This window comes from Orbaceae bacterium BiB (assembly GCA_036251205.1).
In the GTDB taxonomy this organism is placed as follows: domain Bacteria; phylum Pseudomonadota; class Gammaproteobacteria; order Enterobacterales; family Orbaceae; genus Orbus; species Orbus mooreae.
On record CP133958.1, the window covers coordinates 2,047,011 to 2,064,995 of the forward strand.

The window sequence follows — 17,985 nt, forward strand, 5'->3', positions numbered from 1 at the left end:
TTAACGAGATATGCCATCAAATTATTCTTCCTATTTGCTCAATAACTGTTTTCTTGCCTTAACTCGAGCAATCGCATCAGAAATCTGTTGCTTGCGTTGTTCTGGTTCGTGACTTTGGACATCATTAATAACCACTTCAGTATGTATATTAAGTGGTACTGACTTCGTTGCAACCAAACGTGCTTGCTTTTGCATTTTGAGCTGTGCTTCTCGTTCTGGGCTCATCGGTTGGTGAGGTGTTTTTAACGTAATACAGTCGGTCGGGCAGGCATTGATACACTCTTCACAGGACGTGCATAATACCGGCATGACGGTGTGTAGAAAATGTTTGGCGCCGACAATTGCATCTGTTGGGCAAACGCGGATACATTTGCCACAGCCGATACAGTTGTTCTCATCAATAAATGCGGTAAGTACTTGTGTCATTAACTTAAACCAACTATGTTTCCATTATTATCAATATCGATATTGCGATAAGCGGGATTGGTACCAAGCCCCGGCATTGTCATAATATTACCTGCGTAGACTCGAATAAACCCTGCTCCAGCAGATACAGCAAGATGACTTATATCAATGTCAAAATTAGTTGGTACATTTTTTAAGTTGGCATCTGCACTAATTGACATTGGCGTTTTTGCCATACAGAGTGGTAAATGATCGAGTTTCAATTTTTCAATATCTTGAATATCTTTTAATGCCTTTTCTGCTAAATTCGCTTTATTAGCACCATATTTTTTAGCCATTTTTTGAATTTTATCGATTAGCTTATCGCTGTCTTGATAAGGTAATGTGACGGAACTCTTTGTATTGCAGGCTTCAACAATATGGTGAGCTAGAGACTCAGCCCCTTTACCGCCTTTAACAAAAACTTCACTGACTTCACAAGCATATGCACCTTGCTCTAAAGCGTATTGTTGTAAAAATGCCAGCTCTTCTTCACTATCATGAGGGAAACGGTTAATGGCAACAATGACAGGCATACCATAACTTTTGGCATTATTGATATGCCACCCCAGATTAGCCGCCCCTATTGATAACAGCTCGACATTCGATTCAGAGATCTCTTTAGGAATTGGTTGTCCCGGTTTGATATTATATTTACCGCTATTGGATTTTAAACTACGCACAGTTGCCACAAGCACTACGCAAGATGGTGCGATACCAGATTGGCGGTATTTGATATTGAAGAATTTTTCCATACCCATATCAGAACCAAAACCAGCTTCTGTTACCACATAATCAGCTAATGGCAGCGCTACAAGATCGGCAATAACCGATGAGTTACCATGTGCAATATTAGCAAATGGCCCAGCATGAATTAAGACCGGAGTGTTCTCTACCGTTTGCATGATATTAGGGTTAATGGCATTTTTAAGGAGTACTGTCATAGCACCAGCAACTTCCAGATCTTCGGCGGTAATTGCGTCACCTTGGCTATTGTAAGCTAAAATAATCTGACCAATACGTTTACGCATATCATGTAAGTCATTAGCTAACGCCAATATTGCCATTAATTCTGATGCGGCAGTGATTTCAAAACCATCTGCACGTTCAACACCATTGAGTCCGCCACCGACACCAACGGTGATATTTTTTAAGGCACGATCATTATGGTCAATAACGCGTTTCCAAATGATACGATCTTTATCTATATTTAATCGTTTAAGGCCTGTTTGATTTGTAAAATCATCACCAAGACGTGTTTCATGATAAAGTCTTGCATCAAGCGCTGCTGACGCTAAATCATGCGCTGCTGTAATGGCATGGATATCACCCGTTAAATGTAAATTCAGGGTCTCCATTGGTAATACTTCTGCTTGCCCTCCACCAGCGGCGCCACCTTTGACTCCAAAAACTGGGCCTAAACTTGGTTGTCGAATACAAGCGATTGCTTTTTTACCAATATAGTTGAGTCCTTCGCTTAAACCAATAGTATTAACCGTTTTGCCTTCGCCAAGTGGTGTTGGGGTTATTGCGGTAACGAGAACTAATTTTCCTTTAACACTCTTTTTATTTGCTGCAATGATTGATAAATCAACTTTAGCAACGTATTTACCATGAGGGATTAAATACTCCTCATCGATACCACATTTTTGAGCAATTTCACTAATAGGAAGCAATTTGGCTGAGTTTGTCATAATGATGATCTCTTCATTGAGTAATAAAATAAGGTGTGCAGGGGTATAGTATAATGAAATTGTCTGACCGGATAAAGGTTAATTATTATTGCAATTAAAACAATATGTTAAATCAATTAATCGTTATGTTATGTATCTGATTATTAAAGGGGTGTAAATAAAACAAACTTTTTAGGAAATCTGTTATTATATGTCATTATTTTTGATTAGGATTAAGTAAATTATGGAATGGCTATTACAATATATCGTTTTTTTAGCTGAAACTGTAACGGTTGTTATCGCAATTGTTGTTGTGCTGGTTTTTATCATCGCACAACGTAAAAAATCGGCGCCACAAGGAAGTCTCGAAATTAAAGATCTCACCAGCGAATATCATGAGATTAAAGAGACGATGCAGCTGAATATCATGAGTGAAGAGCAGATTAAACAGTTCAAAAAGGCGCAGAAAAAGAGTAAAAAACAAGAGAAGAAGTTGGCAAAACAAGCCGATAAAGCGGCATCAGAAAAAGATGATACAGATACTGCAAAGCCAACGAATACACACAAAGATAAAGCAACTTGTTATGTGTTATCTTTTAATGGGAGTGTTGATGCCCATGAAGTTGAAGATTTAAGACAGGAAGTGAGCGCTGTGTTATCGGTCGTAAAACCTGAAGATAAAGTGCTTTTAAAACTAGAAAGCCCGGGCGGGGTTGTTCATGGTTATGGACTTGCTGCATCGCAATTGATGCGTTTTAGAAAAAAAGATATTCCGTTTACTGCCATCGTAGATAAAGTAGCAGCAAGTGGTGGTTATATGATGGCATGTACTGCAAATAAAATTATTGCAGCTCCTTTTGCAATTGTTGGTTCAATTGGTGTTGTTGCACAAATTCCTAACTTTCATCGCCTATTAAAGAAAAATGAAATTGATGTCGAGTTGCAAACAGCGGGACAGTTCAAACGGACTCTAACGATGTTTGGTGAAAATACAGATGAAGGTCGTAAAAAATTCCAAGAGGAATTAGAAGAAACTCATCTATTATTTAAAGATTTTGTAGCTGAAAACCGTCCTAATATCAATATTGATGACGTGGCAACCGGTGAACATTGGTTTGCTATTCAAGCGCAAGAGAAAGGCTTAGTCGATGAAATTAGTACTAGTGATGATGTTATTTTATCGCTGATTGATGAGTATAAAATTATTGAAGTCAAATTCCAGAGACGTAAAAAATTATCAGAACGTTTTGCAAAAAATGTCGTCAGCGGAATTGAAAAGTTATGTTTTCGTAATAGTCGAACCATTTACTAACTACTAGTATGTGAATAACTTATGTCCCAAGATACGGTTTTATTAGAACAGTTTTTAGATTCGCTATGGCTTGAACGTAATCTCGCCGATAATACGATTGCTTCTTATCGGCTTGACTTGCAGGCTCTGATTAAAGCCTTTGTAGATCTAAAGGTGACTTTTTTGACAGCCCAAACGATGCATCTGCAAGATTTTTTATTACAGCGGGTTGAAGAGGGTTATAAAGCCAGTAGTTCTGCGCGCTTACTTAGTGCGATTAAACGGCTATTTCAGTATCTTTATCGTGAAAAATACCGTGAAGATGATCCTTCAGCAAGTTTATCATCACCGAAGCTAGCAAAAAATTTACCTAAAGATTTAACTGAATCACAAGTTGAGGCATTATTACAATCCCCCAATACCGAAGATACTTTAGAAATTCGTGATAAAGCTATGCTTGAACTACTTTATGCGACGGGATTGCGGGTTTCTGAATTAGTCAATCTTGAGCTTAATGATATCAGTTTAGTCCAAGGAGTTATTCGCATAATCGGTAAAGGTAATAAAGAGCGCTTAGTGCCAATTGGTGAAGAGGCTATTTACTGGTTAGAGTATTATTTAAAATATAGTCGAGATGATTTACTGAAAGAGGGGCCTGCTGATGTTTTATTCCCTAGTCGATTAGGTAATAAAATGACCAGACAGACCTTCTGGCATCGGATCAAATATTATGCCATACTAACAGGGATAGATGCTGAGGCATTATCTCCTCATGTTTTGCGACATGCATTTGCTACGCATTTACTTAACCATGGTGCTGATTTACGTGTAGTACAAATGTTGTTGGGGCATAGTAGTTTATCCACAACACAGATATATACACATGTTGCGACTGAACGCTTAAAACAGTTACATCAAAAACATCATCCAAGGGCATAAGACTTAACAAATTTAGACACACAATAGGACATATTTTATGAAAAAATTAACCATGACCATCGGTATCATCTCTAGTTTACTTGTGAGTGCTGCATATGCCTCTGATGCCGATATTGCTGCGACGTTAGCAAAATTAGGTTATACAAAAGAGAGTATCACGATTAGCAATACACCAATGCCTAATATGAAAAGTGTTGTAACGCCTAGCGGTAAATTTTATATCACTAATGATGGTCAATTTTTGACTCAGGGTCCTATTTACAACATGAGTGGTAAACAACCACAAAATATTGCTAATGAATCTAACCTAGCTTTAATTGCAACTATTGCTAAAGACGCTATTGTTTATCAAGCACCTGACGAAAAGTATAGTATTTATGTGTTTAGTGATTACACTTGTGGTTATTGTAAAAAATTACATAGTGAAATTGATACCTATCTTAAAGCGGGTATCTCTGTACACTATTTTGCTTTCCCGAGAGCCGGTCTAGATTCTGATGTGGCAAAAAATATGCAATCTATCTGGAGTGTTAAAGATCGCAAAGCAGCATTTGATAATGCTTATCGTGATGGTAAAATTTCACCTGCTTCTAGCGTCGTTCCTTATGTGAAAATGCAATATGAAGTTGGTGTTAAGCTTGGCTTAACTGGTACTCCTGCAATTATTCTACCAAATGGTGAATTGTTAGCCGGTTATGTTCCTGCTAATAAATTATTGGAAATTCTAGAACAAACTAAATAGTTTGTTAATGTCATCATAAACTTATATAGCGCTTTGAATATTCATTGCGCTATTATCATTGTGTTTAAAATTAAGTAGATTATGAGTGAAATAGTAATAAAAAGACGAGAGTTACCTCAACAAAATATTCACTTAGCGAGCGTTAAACATCCTTTACTGGAAAAGTTGTATCTAGGAAGAGGGATAAAGTCAGCTGAGGAATTGAATTACTCCACTCAAGCGCTCCTAAATTATCAACATCTATCGGGTATTCATCTGGCAACGGAAGTTCTTTATCAGGGCGTTATTAATAACAAAAAAATCTTAATTGTCGGTGACTTTGATACTGATGGCGCAACAAGTACCGCTTTGATTATTACAGCCTTAAAAAAGTTTGGTATTACTAATGTGACTTATATTATTCCGGATCGTTTTGAAGATGGTTATGGTTTAAGTACCTCGGTTGTCAATAAGGCGATTGAACAGCAAGCAGAATTAATTATTACGGTTGATAATGGTATTTCAGCTGTTGAAGCAGTAAGCTTTGCAAAACAAGCAAATATTCAAGTTATTATTACCGATCATCACCTTGCTCCCGATGTTTTACCTAATGCTGATGCTATTATCAATCCCAATTTAGTCGATTGTGCATTCCCTTCGAAGAATTTAGCGGGGGTTGGCGTCACATTCTATTTTATGCTTGCTTTTCGCGCATTGCTTCGTCAGCAAAACTGGTTCCAAACTCGCAATTTAAAAGAGTATAATTTAGCTAATTTACTCGATTTAGTTGCCTTGGGTACTGTTGCTGATGTGGTTAAGTTAGATCAAAATAATCGTATTTTGGTTCAACAAGGCCTTAGCCGGATTCGATCAGGATATTGTGGTGCAGGGATTAAAGCATTAATTTCGATCAGTAAAAAGAATATTCATGAACTTACGGCACAAGATCTCTCTTTCTATTTAGCCCCAAGACTCAATGCGGCTGGCCGCATGGAAAATATGTCATTAGGTGTCGAGTTACTATTAGTTGAAAATGAACAAGATGCGCTTGAATTAGTTGAAGTGTTGGAAGATCTGAATAATAGCCGTAAAGCTGTTGAAAAAAATATGCAGCAAGAGGCGTTATCCTTTATTGAGCAATTGGATCTACAAACAGATACTATTCCCAATGGTTTTGTGATTTACCATCCAAAGTTTCATCAAGGGGTGATCGGCGTATTATCATCACGCATTAAAGAGCGATTTTACCGGCCAACGATTTCATTTGCATTAGCTGAAAATGGTTATCTAAAAGGATCTGGGCGCTCAATTAGTGGTATTCATCTTCGAGATATATTAGAACGGATAAATATTCGTGATTCAAAACTCATTGTCTGTTTTGGTGGGCATGCCATGGCCGCTGGGTTGACGATCGAACAAGAAAATTTAGCACTTTTTACGCAATATTTTAATGAAGAAGTCGCTAAAGTAACTGCTAATATGACATTAGAGCATGTTGTTGAAACTGATGGTGAAATAGGTGATGAATTTTTAAATGTTGCAACGGCGCAACTACTTAAAGAGCATGGTCCATGGGGCGAAGGTTTCCCTGATCCGTTGTTTGATGGTATTTTTTCTGTTTATCAGCAAAAATTGATTGCTCAAAAACACCTAAAACTTGTTTTACAACCCAATGATGGAGGACAGCTGGTTAACGCTATTATGTTTAATGTTGATCCTGCATTATGGCCTGATCCATCTATAAAAACAGTGAAAATGGTTTATAATCTGACTGTTGATGAGTTTAGAGGTAATCAAAGCATTACATTATTAGTAAAACATTTGTGGGCTTTGGACTAGAGACTTTTACGACGATTTAATGAGCTCCGGCGTAGTAACTATTAAAAATTGATAAGTTTTCAAAAGGATTCAAAATGCGTATTCATATTCTTGGTATTTGCGGTACTTTTATGGCAGGAATTGCATTAATTGCCCGCTCGTTAGGACATAAAGTAACTGGCTCTGATAAAAATGTTTATCCGCCAATGAGTACGTTACTGGAAAAAGAACATATTAAAATTATTGAAGGGTACGATCCAAGTCAACTCGATCCTGCTCCGGATTTAGTGATTATTGGCAATGCGATGTCGAGGGGAAATCCTTGTGTTGAATATATCCTTAATAATAATATCCCCTATATTTCTGCTCCCCAATGGTTACATGATAATGTACTAAAAGACCGTTGGGTTATTGCTGTTGCTGGGACACATGGCAAAACTACAACAGCAGGTATGGTCAATTGGATTTTAGAACAAGCAAACTATCAGCAAGGTTTTATGATTGGCGGTGTTCCTGGCAATTTTGAAGTCTCGGCTCGTCTTGGCGAAGGTAATTTCTTTGTCATTGAAGCTGATGAGTATGATAGTGCCTTTTTTGATAAACGTTCCAAATTCATGCACTATTGTCCGAAGACTTTGATATTAAATAATCTAGAGTATGATCATGCTGATATTTTTGATGATTTAGTTTCGATTCAAAAACAGTTTCATCATTTAGTTCGCTTAGTCCCGAGTAAAGGACTGATTATTTCGCCTCAAGATGATGTCAATTTAAAACAAGTACTTGCTAAAGGTTGTTGGAGTGAACAGATACAGACCGAATCTGCAACGGGTTGGGATGCTAAAAAACTGAGCAATGATGCAAGTAATTTTAGCGTGATTTTAGATGGTACAGTGGTTGGCGAAGTTAAATATCAGCTAGTTGGTGAACATAATATGCATAACACATTGATGGCGATAGCTGCTGCAAGAAATGTCGGTATTCCGATCGAAGATGCGTGTAAAGCGTTAGCAACATTTAATAATGCTAAAAGGCGCTTAGAGCTTTATGGTCAAGTCGATTCAGTTCAATTATATGATGATTTTGCTCACCATCCAACGGCGATCTTGGCAACACTTGAAGCATTAAGAAGTAAAGTTGGCGCCAATAGACGCATTTTAGCGGTACTAGAGCCTAGATCTAATACAATGAAGTTAGGCGTTTGTAAGGATGAAATCGCGCCGTCATTAGGCCGAGCTGATGAAGTATTTATCTATCAACCAGAACAACTACCTTGGTTAGTGTCGGATGTGGTCGATGAGTGTATTCAGCCTGCATACTGGTCAAGTGACTTAGATTTGCTCGTTGAGATGATTACGAAAAATATTAAATCCAATGATGTTATTTTAGTGATGAGTAATGGTGGTTTTGGTGGTATTCATCAAAAAATTATTGATAAATTAATAAAAGATAAAGAGAAAAAAACTCAGTAATACACTGAGTCAGATTAAGGGTGAATATCGGCTAGATATTCACCCTTTTTTATTTTAAGGCATTAATCGCGTTAATTATTGCTTGTACACCAATTTCAACCTTACTGCGTGGACATCCAATATTTAATCGTAGAAAACCGTTACCTTCATTACCATAGGTAAAACCCGGCATAATTGCGACCTTTTCATGATTTACTAGCTGCTCCTGTAATTTGATATCATCTAACTTAAGCGCGTTTAAATCAATCCAAGCTAAGTATGTTGATTCAGGAACAGTATATTGTAGTTCTGGAAATGCACTATTCAACTTTTCGGCAACAAAATTGAGATTACCATACAGATAGTTTTTTAAGGCTTTTAGCCAAGGTGCGCCATGTTGGTAAGCGGCGATTGTGGCGACTAACGACAACACTGCCGGAGATGATAACCCATCACAAGCTTTTATTTGTTGTAAATAATCAGCTCGGGTTTTAGCACATTCAATTAAACCATAAGCACCAGTTAAGGCTGGAATATTAAAGCTTTTTGATGCTGAGGTGATTAATGCCCAGTTGCTTTGACCACATTGGCTCCATGGTATATGTTCTCCTTGCCAAACCATATCCATATGAATTTCATCACTAATCACTTTTACATTATATTTGGCACAAAGATTAGCCATTGTCATTAACTCTTGTTTTGTCCATACTTTCCCCGTTGGGTTATGAGGACTACAGAGTAAAAGGATTTTAACCTCTCTTTTGGCTAATATCGTTTCAAGGTCGTTCATATCACAGTGCCAGTTACTACCTTGTTTAGTCAATGGACAACTGACAACGTGCCGTTTATTACCAATAATGGTTTTATAAAATGCATCATAAGCTGGAGTATGGACGACAATGCTATCATTTTCATCACTCCATAAGTTAATAAGTTTCGCAATCATATAAATGACTGATGGGCCATAAACTGCCATATTTCGGTCAATAAGGGTGCTAAACTGAGAGGTAAACCAGTGTTCAATCGCACCCAGATATTCATCATTTTGCCAGCGACTATAACCTAGCACGCCATGACTCAGACGTTGATGTAAAGCATCTTCAATACAAGGGGCAATTTTGAAATCCATATCAGAAATTGTAAATGGTGTTAAGTTCGCAACACCAAACCGATCTTGTACATAATCCCATTGAGTACACCAAGTGCCTTTACGATCAACTGGGGTAGCAAAATCAAATAAATTAGTATCAGAAATAGCCATTTGAGTGAGCCTTTTTACAATATACGGCTAGTTTGACTAGCCGATTGAATGCTTAACTATGATAGATAGTGTTGTAGTTCATCTTTAACTAATTGGACTTGTGGCCCGATGACAACTTGCAAATTATGTTCATTAAGACGCACAACACCAATAGCTTTGTTAGCTTTTAGTTTACTATCATCAACAAGACTAATATCTTTAACAGATAAACGTAGGCGGGTAATGCAGTTGTCTAAAGAGACAATATTATCCGCGCCGCCGAGGGCTTCTAATATAGCAGGTACATTATAGCCAGATTTGCTCTGTATCATGCTGTTAATTTGTGTATTTGTATCGTCATTTTGAAGCTCAATTTCTCGTCCAGGCGTTTTGATATTGAAGCGTAGAATAAAGAACTTAAATACAAAGAAGTAAATGACAAACCAGACAGCAGCAATTACCGGAACCCAATACCATTTAGTCGCGGTGCCATGCAAAATACCGAAGACAACAAAGTCGATAATATTGCCATCAGTATTACCAATTGTCACATCAAGTAGAGACATAATCATAAAACCAATACCAGTTAATAAGGCATGGATAACATATAAAATAGGTGAAACGAATAAGAATAAAAATTCTAGTGGTTCGGTAATTCCCCCAACTGTACAGGCAACAACACCTGAGATTAATAAACCTTTAATTTTATGTCTATTTTCTGGTCTTGCACAGACATACATCGCTAATGCTGCACCAGGTAAACCGCCTAAGAATGATGGCATTTTACCTTGTGATAAGAACCGCGTCGCACTTTCAGAAAATGCGGTGGTTGTTGGGCATGACAATTGTGCTTGGAAAATTGTTAGTGCACCACTGACGGTTTCGTTACAGACTTCCATCGTACCGCCAGCATCGGTAAAGCGAATCAATGCAACTAAAATATGATGTAACCCAAATGGTAATAATAGTCGCTCACCAGTACCAAAAATTAATGGACCAAATGCTCCAGTACTATTAACAATATAACCTAATCCACTGATCGCTTTGGCAAAAAATGGCCAAATTAAAGGGATCAATAATCCTACAATACCTAATGTTAATGTTGTAATGATTGGCACAAAGCGATTACCACCGAAAAAGGCCAAGGCATCGGGTAAGCGGATTGCTCTAAAGCGTTCATGCAGTATATAGACTAAGATACCGACAAAAATAGCACCTAAGATACCCGTGTTAATAGATTGAATCCCCAATACTGACTGAATATCATTAGCCCTTAGTATTGCTGAATCTTCGGTTGGTAAGATGCCTGAAATTGTTAAGTAAAAGTTGATGCTTAAGTTTAAAACAGCATAACCAACAAATCCTGAAAATGCGGCTACGCCTTTATCCTCTCTTGCCAGTCCAAGCGGAATTGCAATCGCGAACATTGCAGGTAAGAAACTAAATGCAAATGAACCAATTTTACTCATCCAAGTAAAAATAGTGATGCAGAGCCAATTATCTAGAAATGGTAATAATTCGCGTACATCTTGGCTGGCCAATGAACTACCTATTCCAAGCATAATCCCACAAAATGAGAGTAGTGCAACCGGTAGCATAAACGTCTTACCGAGGCTTTGGAAAAACTCCCAAAAGGTAACTTTAGTTTTAATTTTATTTGGCATAATGGGACCTAAATGTTGATTAATTAGTATTAATTTACCCTAAGGTAAAACGTTTTACCATAGAGTAAATGTGTCCTTTATCACAAAATTAGAAAATAAATTTAGCTATAGGCAAGTTAACTGAAAATAGCTAATATGATGTATCGACAATGACTAAAATAGATTTAACATGATGCGAAAACCCACAATTAATGATGTTGCTAAACATGCCAATGTTTCCGTAACGACAGTTTCACTTGCTTTAAGTGGAAAGGGGCGCATATCTGAAATAACAATTAAAAAAATCAATGAAGCAATTCAAGAACTTGGTTATGTTCGTAATAAAAATGCGGCAACGTTACGTAGTGGGCATTCTGCGGTAATTGGCGTTATTGTTCATGATATTCGCGATCCTTTTTATGCCGGAATTATTACGGGTATTAATGAGGTGCTTGTTGAGCAAGAATATATTATCTTTTTACTACAATCTGATATGACCTCTGCGGGTTTGTTCAAATGTGTTAATTCACTTATTGAGCAGGATGTGTCGGGTATTATTTTAGGAAGTGGTGGACAGATCGCTCATGAAATTAAAACGATTACCGATAAACATAAAATACCACTCATTTTGGTCTCCCAATCCAGTAGCGTCGATAATATATTGCTTGTGCGTTCTGATAACCGATTGGGGGCAAAGCTGGCTACAGAATACCTAATTAGTAAAGGACATAGACAGATTGCTTATTTAGGTGGCCGAAGTGATTCATTAACTCGTGCTGAACGTGTTGCTGGTTTTGCCAATGCATTAACTAAGCATGGTCTTAAATTTAAAACTGAGTGGGTTGTTGCTGATGATTATCCTGAACAATTAGGCAACTTTGAACAGCTACTTAAACAATATCCCAATATTACCGCCTTTTTATGTCATGACACTTCAACTACATTAGCGCTTATTTTAGGTGCTTCAAAATTGGGACGCTCTATTGGTAAAGGCGGTAATACGAGTTATTTTGAACAACAAATAGAGATATTCAGTTTTGGCACTCAAAGTGAGATATATTTGGCGAAAAATTTAATCAGTTATATTGATAACCAACCTATCGAGATTGGTCGGCAAGCGGCTAATAATCTACTTAACAGCGGCTCAACACTCCCAGAAATAGTTATTGAGCCTAGATTGATTACTGAATAAGTGTGGTTTTTCTGTGGATAATATAAAAATAATCTACAACTCATATATAGCATTTATTTTTATGACTAGTTAACTAATTTGATTTCCTCAAGTGCTAAATAACAATAGGGCCGAATGAATCGACCCTATTTTTTTACACTATAATTAGATATTACAGCAATATTATAACGAGTTATAATTGTAACTATTTGATAATACGTTTATATTTAGCTCGTTTAGGTTCTAGCGCTTCTGCACCAAGAGTTCGTTTTTTCCACTCTTCATATTCTGTAAAGTTACCTTCAAAGAATTCAACATGACCTTCATCTTGATAGTCAAGAATATGGGTTGCAATACGATCCAAGAACCAGCGGTCATGGGAAATCACTAATGCAGAGCCTGGAAATTCTAAAATCGCATTTTCTAATGCACGTAGTGTCTCAACATCAAGATCATTGGTTGGTTCATCGAGTAACAGAACATTACCACCAATTTGTAGTAATTTAGCTAAGTGGACTCGTCCGCGTTCACCCCCAGAAAGTTCACCAACACGTTTTTGTTGATCAACACCTTTGAAGTTAAAACGACCAACATAGGCTCGGCTAGGAATTTCAAAATTACCGATACGCATAATATCTTGACCATGAGATATTTCATCCCAAACTGTCTTTTTATCATCCATACTGTCACGGAACTGATCGACAGATGCAAGTTGTACCGTTTCACCTAATGAAATTGTGCCAGAATCAGCTTGTTCTTGTCCTGATAACATTCTAAATAGTGTCGATTTACCAGCACCATTTGGACCGATAATACCGACTATTGCACCTTTTGGAATACGGAATGAGAGATCATCAATTAAGACGCGGTCACCATAGGATTTGGTTAAGTGCTCAACCTCAATAACTTTATCACCGAGTCGTTGACCTGTTGGAATAAAGAGTTCATTGGTCTCATTTCGTTTTTGATAGTCACTACTGTTAAGTTCATCAAAACGAGCAAGACGAGCTTTACTTTTTGCTTGACGACCTTTAGGATTTTGGCGCACCCATTCAAGTTCTTTTTCAATTGACTTACGGCGAGCAGACTCCGTCGAGGCTTCTTGTGCAAGACGTTGATCTTTCTGTTCAAGCCAAGATGAGTAGTTACCTTCCCAAGGAATACCTTCACCACGGTCAAGTTCTAAAATCCAACCCGCTACATTATCAAGGAAATAACGGTCATGGGTAACAGCAACGACAGTACCTTCATAATCGTGTAGGAAGCGTTCAAGCCACGCAACAGATTCCGCATCTAAGTGGTTGGTTGGTTCGTCAAGTAAGAGCATGTCTGGTTTTTCAAGTAATAAACGGCACAGTGCAACACGACGGCGTTCACCCCCTGAAAGAACAGCAATTTTTGCATCCCAATCAGGTAGACGCAGTGCATCTGCAGCTCGTTCTAATTGAGTGTTGATGTTATGTGCATCATGAGTTTGAATAATCGCTTCAAGCTCAGCTTGCTCTTTGGCTAGCTTATCAAAATCAGCATCTGGATCGGCATAGGCGGCATATACAGCATCAAGACGAGCCAATGCATTTTTTGCATCACCTACCGCTTCTTCAACAGCTTCACGAACAGTTTGTTCTGGATTTAATTTCGGTTCTTGTGGTAGATAACCAATTTTGAGTCCTGCTTGTGGGCGTGCTTCGCCTTCGATTTCAGTATCAAGACCCGCCATAATTTTTAAAAGTGTTGATTTACCTGAGCCATTTAAGCCTAATACGCCAATTTTTGCGCCATGAAAAAAACTTAAAGAGATATTTTTGAGGATGTAGCGTTTAGGTGGGACAACTTTACCCACTCTATTCATTGTAAAAACATATTGTGCCATTGCGTTTTCCATTAGTTAACATGACAATTGATGTGTATATTGTAGCGAATTCAGCACTCGATGCTAGTAATATTTTCTCAAGCAAAATCAAATGATTAATTTATCTATAACCATTTGATTTTATTTTTTCTTTCATATTAATTATCATACTTATTATTTAAGTTGATCATCACGATAATAAGATAATTTTCGTTCAATAGTTGTTTCATCTTCACAAATAAGTCTCGTCCAATCACCCTGTTCATTAAATTCACTATATTGACATTTCGTTATTATCGTCTTTTTACCTGACTCAGTGAGTGATTCTTTATACGTTACTAATTTATTGTTTTCATCTAATATCACTTCTTGTTCTAGATGCAGTTTCTCATTTGTTTCAGGAATAGTCGCATTTTGAACTATTTTTACTAAATAATTATTTGCATAAAAATATTTTGTTTCAGAATTATCATTATAAAAACGAATTACTCTATCTTCCTCGTCATAAATCACTTGTCCATTTATGTATTCGTTAACGTTCGAGTGAGTTTTAACAATCTGACCTCTTGCATTGGTTCTATATTCAATACGATTTGAAGAAGTTGAGAACCTACTATAACTTAATGATCCTTTAGAATACCAACCGATAGGTTCTGAATCATATCCCCAGTTTCGCGAGATCTCACCATTCGTACTCCATAATCCTGATGGGGGAATATGAATATACTTTGACATCAGTACACCATTACTGAAATAATTGAGTGATTCTTCTATCTGGTCAAAAGTATTATTTATTTTCAATTCGATTTCTTTTATAAAGTGAGTAGGTTCAGGAGGCGCTCCTAATATATTAAGATCGTTTAATAATAAAACATTATTAGCATAAATTGTTTGGGCAAACTCATGACGGTTTATTAAATGCAAAACTTTATCACCACCACCCCAACCTGGATCATAAAGATATTTATATGAGTCAAATTGAACTGGAGTGGATTCATCATAAAATGCATAAATTTTTGTCGCGATATCCGTTTCAAGTATCAGGCTACCATCAACTTTTTTAACGAAATTAATTAGCTCAGATAAGGTGGATTGTTCATCAATAATAAAAGCGGGAATTTTATTATCTTTCTGCAAGAAATTCACATTTTTGAAATCAGGAATATCGCTGTATTTTTGATAATAATAAAAATACTTAGTAAAAATATCTGATTTAGCCCAATCAGGGATATTTTTGACTTGATAACTGAATTTACCTTGTTGCTGAATATTGTCCTGATAATTGAATAATTCTATTTCAATTAGCTCAATTTTGCCAAAACAGAAACTTTGGTCAACATAGTAGGTCTGTCCAATTGGTGTTAGATCATAATGTTTTGAACCCATAGAAGTTTCCATGAGAAGCCCCATTTGTACAAATAAATCTAATCGTCTAGCTAATTCATTATTAACCCAGATGACAAAGCGATTATTTTGCTTTGATACTGGAATATATTGATAAGGAAATACCACATCTCCAACATAATAACAAATGGCTTGATTACCACTTGGATTGAGATTATCAATTTGCTGTTGAATGGTTGCTTTAATATTATTTTGGCCATTTGAATTTGAGGCTGCTCCCCAAAATGACTGTAGACAAAATGCAATTAGTACTATAACTTTATATTTCATCTTTTAGCCTCTTTATTGGGAATGAATCTCAGGTTTAACGTCCAGTTTCTTGGTGGGATAAATAGTCTTTTCATAAAGACGGTCAGTTAAAAAACGCATTTTGATATGATAAATTTGGTTATTTAATATACTGTCGCTAGCCCAATCAGGCAGATTTTCAATAGTATAGGTAAAGCGAATCTTCATTTGGTTTTTACTTATAGACTCTAATAAATTAACTTCATTGAGTACTTGCCGACCAAAACAAAATCCGACTTCAGGAACAAAATAATGTTTACCCTCATTGCTTAAATCATATTCGAATTGATACGAGTTATTCTCTATTGCCTTTTTATTTAGTAAACCTAAATCGGCAAAACGATTTAGACTTTTTACTAATATAATATTTTTTGTAATTAATTTTTGATATTTATCCCATTCGGTTTCTTGTCCATTATCAAGATAATATTGATTAATATAAGGGAAGTTAACATTTTCTATTGCAAAACAAAAGCCACGATCACCTTCAGGGTTCATAATATCTAAACTCTCTTGAATATTTACTTGCCATGCTTTACGTTCTTCTTCATTACCGCAGCCGACTAAGAGTAACGTTAACATAGTCAATACACCGATTGATGCTATTTGAAATGACATAATTGCTTCTACCTTGATTAAATAGTAATTGTTAAAATTTATCAAGATAGTAGCAGAATATCCAGATATCACAAGTAGGATATTATGTTGATAAATTAACAATTTTGGTATGCGGATTTTAGGTAATAAAGCCAAATAATGAGTCCAAATAGTGCAAGGGTTACTCCTGTTATAACTACTGAAATCCAACCGAAATTAGCAAACAAGTAAGTTGAACTAAAAGAGCCGAGCATTCCGCCTGTAAAATAACTTAACATATACCCAGCATTCATTCGAGTTCTGGCGTCTGGATTACCTTGATAGATGGCATTCATACACGAAACATGGGTGATTTGTACCGCAAAATCGATAAGAATAACACCAATAATTAAGGCGATAATTGATAATTGTGCAAGTGATAGTGGTAGCCAAGAGAGTAGTAATAATATAAGTCCAATAGAGGTAACTAAGCGCCCCTTACCTTTATCAGATAAGCGTCCGACAATAGGAGACCCCATGGCGCCTGCCGCTCCTGCTAAACCAAATAGACCGATAATAAAATCGGAAAAGTGATAGGGTTCACTGCTAAGCAAAAAAGCTAATGGTGTCCAGAGTAGTGAAAATAGCGCAAAAGCAATACCACCAATTAGAGAACGAATTCTTAATACCCGCTCATGGCGATACAGTACAAAAATGGAACCAATTAAGCGCCAATAGTTAAGCTGCGCTTGATTAATATAGCGAGGCAGTGAGTAACTTAGTAGCAGTGTAATTAAACACATCATACCTGCCGCAATCCAATAGACCATTCGCCAATCAACCATTGTTGAGATTGCACCGGCAAATGTTCGCGCTAAAAGAATACCAAGTAACATACCACTCATTAAAATACCAACAATTTTACCGCGTTGATTAGGAAAGGCTAATGTTGCAGAAAAAGGAATTAAAACTTGCGCTACAGCGGAAAATACTCCCGCAATGGCTGTACCGATAATTAACATGGTTGGGTTATAGGCTAGAGCACTAATAATTAACCCTAAAGTTGTTAACAACATTAGGCTAATAATTAATGTTTTGCGTTCAATTTTATCGCCTAATGGTGCGATAAACAGCAAACCCAGTGCGTAACTAAATTGTGCTGTGGTGACAATAATGCCTGAGTTCTCCATTGATATATGAAGATCTTGTCCGATAGAGTGCAATAACGGTTGGGCGTAATAATTGTTTGCAACTGTAATTCCAACAGCGATTGCCATCAATAGTGTAAGTGATATCGATAATCCGGATGAGGAGGAGCTATTCATATTATAAATCTAGTATAAATAATTTGATCGTCGCATTATAATACCTTAATAATTAAGTTCAATTAGGTTATTTATTTTTATCGAGTGGTGTTTAACTTATCTTGATTACGTGAATTTATATTCACTTATTTTGAATAAATATTTACATA

Annotated in this window: 14 protein-coding genes; 6 read left to right on the plus strand and 8 right to left on the minus strand. The window is 36.6% G+C overall.

All coding sequences use genetic code 11. The features are described 5' to 3' along the window. Positions 1-30 precede the first annotated feature (30 nt). Positions 31-426 carry an RnfABCDGE type electron transport complex subunit B gene (locus RHO11_09580; protein WVD60739.1) on the minus strand — a complete coding sequence of 132 codons (396 nt, stop codon included), beginning with the start codon at positions 424-426 and terminating at the stop codon, positions 31-33. Further along, entirely contained in the window at positions 426-2,138 is a 1,713-nt protein-coding gene (locus RHO11_09585) for a formate--tetrahydrofolate ligase (protein WVD60740.1), read from the minus strand. The genes RHO11_09580 and RHO11_09585 overlap by 1 nt, the downstream gene beginning before the upstream one ends. A 223-nt stretch (positions 2,139-2,361) precedes the next feature. Between RHO11_09585 and sohB the strand changes: the two genes are divergently transcribed. The 5 genes from sohB to mpl all read left to right on the plus strand — a co-directional run bounded on the left by sohB (position 2,362) and on the right by mpl (position 8,358). Beyond that, positions 2,362-3,429, plus strand: a complete 1,068-nt coding sequence (gene sohB / locus RHO11_09590; GenBank protein WVD60741.1) for a protease SohB — start codon at positions 2,362-2,364, stop codon at positions 3,427-3,429. 21 nt (positions 3,430-3,450) lie between these two features. Next, positions 3,451-4,347 (plus strand): site-specific tyrosine recombinase XerD, encoded by an 897-nt coding sequence (gene xerD / locus RHO11_09595; protein WVD60742.1) that lies wholly within the window; start codon positions 3,451-3,453, stop codon positions 4,345-4,347. A 37-nt stretch (positions 4,348-4,384) separates the two neighbouring features. Next, positions 4,385-5,089: a bifunctional protein-disulfide isomerase/oxidoreductase DsbC gene (dsbC, locus tag RHO11_09600; protein ID WVD60743.1), complete on the plus strand. Its 705-nt coding sequence runs from the start codon at positions 4,385-4,387 to the stop codon at positions 5,087-5,089. A gap of 81 nt (positions 5,090-5,170) precedes the next feature. Continuing rightward, positions 5,171-6,907 (plus strand): single-stranded-DNA-specific exonuclease RecJ, encoded by a 1,737-nt coding sequence (gene recJ, locus RHO11_09605; protein ID WVD60744.1) that lies wholly within the window; start codon positions 5,171-5,173, stop codon positions 6,905-6,907. 74 nt (positions 6,908-6,981) lie between these two features. Further along, entirely contained in the window at positions 6,982-8,358 is a 1,377-nt protein-coding gene (gene mpl / locus RHO11_09610) for a UDP-N-acetylmuramate:L-alanyl-gamma-D-glutamyl-meso-diaminopimelate ligase (GenBank protein ID WVD60745.1), read from the plus strand. Positions 8,359-8,407: 49 nt separating this feature from the next. Here the strand turns inward: mpl and RHO11_09615 are convergent, their stop codons facing one another. Both RHO11_09615 and malX read right to left on the minus strand, forming a co-directional pair. Continuing rightward, positions 8,408-9,598 (minus strand): MalY/PatB family protein, encoded by a 1,191-nt coding sequence (locus RHO11_09615; protein ID WVD60746.1) that lies wholly within the window; start codon positions 9,596-9,598, stop codon positions 8,408-8,410. Positions 9,599-9,654: 56 nt separating this feature from the next. Further along, positions 9,655-11,241, minus strand: coding sequence for a maltose/glucose-specific PTS transporter subunit IIBC (gene malX / locus RHO11_09620; GenBank protein ID WVD60747.1), 1,587 nt, complete (start codon positions 11,239-11,241; stop codon positions 9,655-9,657). 169 nt (positions 11,242-11,410) lie between these two features. Here malX and malI point away from each other — a divergent pair, with 169 nt between their 5' ends. Next, a complete protein-coding gene (gene malI / locus RHO11_09625) occupies positions 11,411-12,412 on the plus strand; it encodes a Mal regulon transcriptional regulator MalI (GenBank protein WVD60748.1) in 1,002 nt (333 codons plus the stop codon). Between the two features lie 184 nt (positions 12,413-12,596). On the opposite strand, the gene ettA is transcribed toward malI, so the two are convergent. From ettA to RHO11_09645, 4 genes are all read right to left on the minus strand, one after another. Then, positions 12,597-14,264 (minus strand): energy-dependent translational throttle protein EttA, encoded by a 1,668-nt coding sequence (ettA, locus tag RHO11_09630; GenBank protein ID WVD60749.1) that lies wholly within the window; start codon positions 14,262-14,264, stop codon positions 12,597-12,599. Between the two features lie 153 nt (positions 14,265-14,417). Further along, positions 14,418-15,917 (minus strand): hypothetical protein, encoded by a 1,500-nt coding sequence (locus RHO11_09635; protein ID WVD60750.1) that lies wholly within the window; start codon positions 15,915-15,917, stop codon positions 14,418-14,420. Between the two features lie 12 nt (positions 15,918-15,929). Next, entirely contained in the window at positions 15,930-16,553 is a 624-nt protein-coding gene (locus RHO11_09640; protein WVD60751.1) for a hypothetical protein, read from the minus strand. A gap of 95 nt (positions 16,554-16,648) precedes the next feature. Further along, on the minus strand, positions 16,649-17,836 hold the full coding sequence (locus tag RHO11_09645; GenBank protein WVD60752.1) for an MFS transporter: 1,188 nt from the start codon (positions 17,834-17,836) through the stop codon (positions 16,649-16,651). Positions 17,837-17,985 lie beyond the last annotated feature (149 nt).

Excerpts from the sequence above, each read along its gene's own strand:
- RHO11_09580 (WVD60739.1), bottom strand. The coding sequence starts at position 426 with ATGACACAAGTACTTACCGCATTTATTGATGAGAACAACTGTATCGGC.
- RHO11_09585 (WVD60740.1), bottom strand. The coding sequence starts at position 2,138 with ATGACAAACTCAGCCAAATTGCTTCCTATTAGTGAAATTGCTCAAAAA.
- sohB (WVD60741.1), top strand. The coding sequence starts at position 2,362 with ATGGAATGGCTATTACAATATATCGTTTTTTTAGCTGAAACTGTAACG.
- xerD (WVD60742.1), top strand. The coding sequence starts at position 3,451 with ATGTCCCAAGATACGGTTTTATTAGAACAGTTTTTAGATTCGCTATGG.
- dsbC (WVD60743.1), top strand. The coding sequence starts at position 4,385 with ATGAAAAAATTAACCATGACCATCGGTATCATCTCTAGTTTACTTGTG.
- recJ (WVD60744.1), top strand. The coding sequence starts at position 5,171 with ATGAGTGAAATAGTAATAAAAAGACGAGAGTTACCTCAACAAAATATT.
- mpl (WVD60745.1), top strand. The coding sequence starts at position 6,982 with ATGCGTATTCATATTCTTGGTATTTGCGGTACTTTTATGGCAGGAATT.
- RHO11_09615 (WVD60746.1), bottom strand. The coding sequence starts at position 9,598 with ATGGCTATTTCTGATACTAATTTATTTGATTTTGCTACCCCAGTTGAT.
- malX (WVD60747.1), bottom strand. The coding sequence starts at position 11,241 with ATGCCAAATAAAATTAAAACTAAAGTTACCTTTTGGGAGTTTTTCCAA.
- malI (WVD60748.1), top strand. The coding sequence starts at position 11,411 with ATGATGCGAAAACCCACAATTAATGATGTTGCTAAACATGCCAATGTT.
- ettA (WVD60749.1), bottom strand. The coding sequence starts at position 14,264 with ATGGCACAATATGTTTTTACAATGAATAGAGTGGGTAAAGTTGTCCCA.
- RHO11_09635 (WVD60750.1), bottom strand. The coding sequence starts at position 15,917 with ATGAAATATAAAGTTATAGTACTAATTGCATTTTGTCTACAGTCATTT.
- RHO11_09640 (WVD60751.1), bottom strand. The coding sequence starts at position 16,553 with ATGTCATTTCAAATAGCATCAATCGGTGTATTGACTATGTTAACGTTA.
- RHO11_09645 (WVD60752.1), bottom strand. The coding sequence starts at position 17,836 with ATGAATAGCTCCTCCTCATCCGGATTATCGATATCACTTACACTATTG.